The 2,714-nt window shown below is 58.1% G+C and carries 3 protein-coding genes and 1 pseudogene; all 4 read left to right on the top strand.

All coding sequences use genetic code 11. From position 1 onward, the window contains the following. Positions 1 to 786: MFS transporter (locus ACTHV6_RS11505; RefSeq protein WP_441387735.1), on the top strand; the 786-nt coding region annotated here is incomplete at its 5' end. Between the two features lie 156 nt (positions 787 to 942). Further along, on the top strand, positions 943 to 1,314 hold the full coding sequence (locus tag ACTHV6_RS11500; protein WP_441387734.1) for a helix-turn-helix domain-containing protein: 372 nt from the start codon (positions 943 to 945) through the stop codon (positions 1,312 to 1,314). Then, positions 1,311 to 1,889, top strand: coding sequence for a PIN domain-containing protein (locus tag ACTHV6_RS11495; RefSeq protein WP_441387732.1), 579 nt, complete (start codon positions 1,311 to 1,313; stop codon positions 1,887 to 1,889). The genes ACTHV6_RS11500 and ACTHV6_RS11495 overlap by 4 nt, the downstream gene beginning before the upstream one ends. A 120-nt stretch (positions 1,890 to 2,009) precedes the next feature. Then, positions 2,010 to 2,714 (top strand): annotated as a pseudogene (locus ACTHV6_RS11490) (excinuclease ABC subunit UvrA); the annotation flags it as partial.

Here is a 2,714-nt window from a genome sequence, read left to right as displayed (position 1 = left end):
AGGCTCATCCCAGCGGGGGTGTTGCAGTTTGCCGATTGGCGAGTGGCGCTGGGGGTGGGCATGTGCTTCGCGTTTGCCTGCGCCGTGCTGATAGCAGTCATTCTCCCGAAGGAACGCCGCTTTACTCCCAAGAAGCTACGGCTGGGAAACGAAGTGAGCACGATGGTGCGGCAGTGGGCCGATCCGCGGCTGGCCTCCCTGTTCCTCGTGGCGCTCATCTTCATGGGCGCCTTTGTGTCCCTCTACAACTTCTTAGGTTTCCGGCTCACTGACACGTTTGGTCTGCCGGATTCCCTAGCTGGGGCCATCTTTGTGTTGTATCTGTTCGGCACGGTCGCATCGGCCCGTTCGGGCCACGCCGTTGTGGCGCGGGGGCGCGGTAAAACCATGCTGTTGGGTGCGGCGCTGGTAATTATCAGCCTTCCACCGATGCTCATCAACAATCTGTGGGTGACTCTCATTGGAGTAGGGCTGTTTACCTACGGCTTCTTCACCGTGCACTCCGTGGCATCCGGGTGGGTTGGCGCATTGGCGCCATTGAGCCGCGGGGAAGCTTCTGGCATGTACCTAACTTGCTACTATCTAGGCTCTTCGGTCGTGGGATACGCGTCCGGCCATGTCCTCCATACATTTGGGTGGGCGGGGATGACGGTGTGGATTGGGCTGATTGTGGCTCTCGGCTGTGCGCTCGTGGGGTATCTGGCCTTTCGAGAGTCCCACACCCGCACTGAATCGCACCGTGCCACGGCTGCGCTGCTCGAAACCGGCGAGACTCCGGGCGAATAGTGATATGGGTGCGAATGCCGTGGTGGCGTGAGGCGAGGACAAACTCCGGGTTTGTCGAAGCATTTATCCGTGTGTGATCCGCACGGACGCCACTTGCGACAAGGGTTGCAGTTAAAGCAGTTAGGGTCTACGCTCGTGGTATCGGGAGGAGGGCGTATGGTTCGCGCAGTTGCAGGCCAGCGGTCTGGATATGGGCCTCAGGAAGAGCTTGTATCCGTGACGGTACAGGTTCCGCGCGGAAGCGTGGGAAAAGTACATCAGCTAGAGAAGCTTGAGAGCGGTCCGGGGGCGCTGGTTATTGGAATGTCAGAGGAGTTGACTCCAAATGAAGCGGCCCGGGTTCTTGGTGTGTCTCGTACGACGATCATGAAAAGGGTCGACCGCGGGGAAATTCCGTTCCGCAGAGTTGGCACCCACGTTAGGATCAGGATGGCTTCGATTGAGGCCTACTTGGCGGCTGAGCGGCAGCGAATGCGCGAAGGCATGAACGAAATAAACCGGATTAGTGACGAACTCGGCCTCGAGTGATAGAGAACCTGACCGTCGTCCTTGCTGACGCAAATATTCTGTATGGCCGGGTGACTCGGGACTTTATTCTTGAAGCTCAAATTAATGGATATATCCAAGTTCGTTGGTCAGAGCGGATTATTGACGAGTTTACTCGGGCTCTGGCGTGTCACGGGAAGAAAGATGCGGGTGGCATCCTTCGGCTCACAGAAGCGATGAATCGGTACTTTCCAGACGCAAACGTTGTTCCAACTGAGGCGTCTCATCAAGCAGCGGGCCTCTTCAATATGCCAGATGAAGACGATAGGCATGTAGTCGCTGCTGCCTTAGAAGTACATGCTTCGTTTATATGTACAGGTAATCTCAGAGATTTTCCGAACGCCCAGCTTAGTCGGTTCGGGATCGAGGCCGTATCACTCGATACCTTGGCAAGTCTCATAAGTGAACGCTACGGAAATATTGCCATTACGAAAATTTCGCAGAATATGATCGCTGATCGAGGTGCCGGCTACACACTCGAAGAGTTGTGTAGGCAACTCGCTGCAGCAGGCGCGGAGAAAACGGCAGCACATGTTCGGCGTGTTGTGAGTGGCTAGATTCCGTACGATTCTGCGACTTCTCGGACGATTCCGGAAATCTGGCGACCTACGCCAATATGTGGAGAAGGTGCTCCTTAACCTGTTCTAGCGATCATTGATCGCCCTACGATGGGGAGCATGGCCCAATCATCGCCCGAACCTCAATCACCGCGCAGTCACGAATTGCCGGACACAATTTCGGTGCGCGGCGCCCGTGTGAACAACCTGAAGAATGTAGACGCGGAGATTCCGCTGAACAATCTGGTGGGAATCGCGGGGGTGTCGGGAAGCGGCAAGTCCTCGCTCGCTCTGGGTGTCCTCTACGCCGAGGGCGCGCGCCGTTATATCGAGGCGCTTTCCACCTACACGCGGCGCCGCATGGCACAGTCCCCGCGTGCGGACGTGGATTCGGTGGAGCATGTGCCGGCGGCGCTCGCCCTGCGCCAACGCCCGGGTGTACCGGGCGTGCGATCCACGTTTGGCACCTCCACCGAACTCCTGAACGTTCTCCGCCTCATGTTCTCCCGCCTAGCCTCCCACGCGTGTCCCAACGGCCACTACGTCCCGCCCACGATCAACGTGGCGGCGGAACGCCCGTTTAATTGCCCCACGTGCGGAGCGGCGGTTGAGCCACCGGGAGCAGAAGCCCTCGCCTTCAATTCGGAGGGAGCATGCCCCACATGTGAGGGCACCGGCGTTGTCCGCACCGTCGATGACGCCACGCTGGTTCCCAATCCTGATCTCACGATCGATGACGGCGCGGTAGTCCCATGGAACATGTTCGGCTTCAACGTCCAGCCTGACATTGTCCGCGAGTTTGGCGTGCGCACTGATGTTCCATGG

The organism is Ancrocorticia sp. (assembly GCF_052089425.1).
GTDB lineage: Bacteria > Actinomycetota > Actinomycetes > Actinomycetales > Actinomycetaceae > Ancrocorticia.
The sequence above is the reverse complement of the archived record's forward strand: the minus strand, read 5'-3'. Positions and strand labels throughout refer to the sequence as shown.

What these genes read in the sequence shown, in the direction of transcription:
- ACTHV6_RS11500 (WP_441387734.1), top strand. Translation starts at nt 943, where the DNA reads ATGGTTCGCGCAGTTGCAGGCCAGCGGTCTGGATATGGGCCTCAGGAA.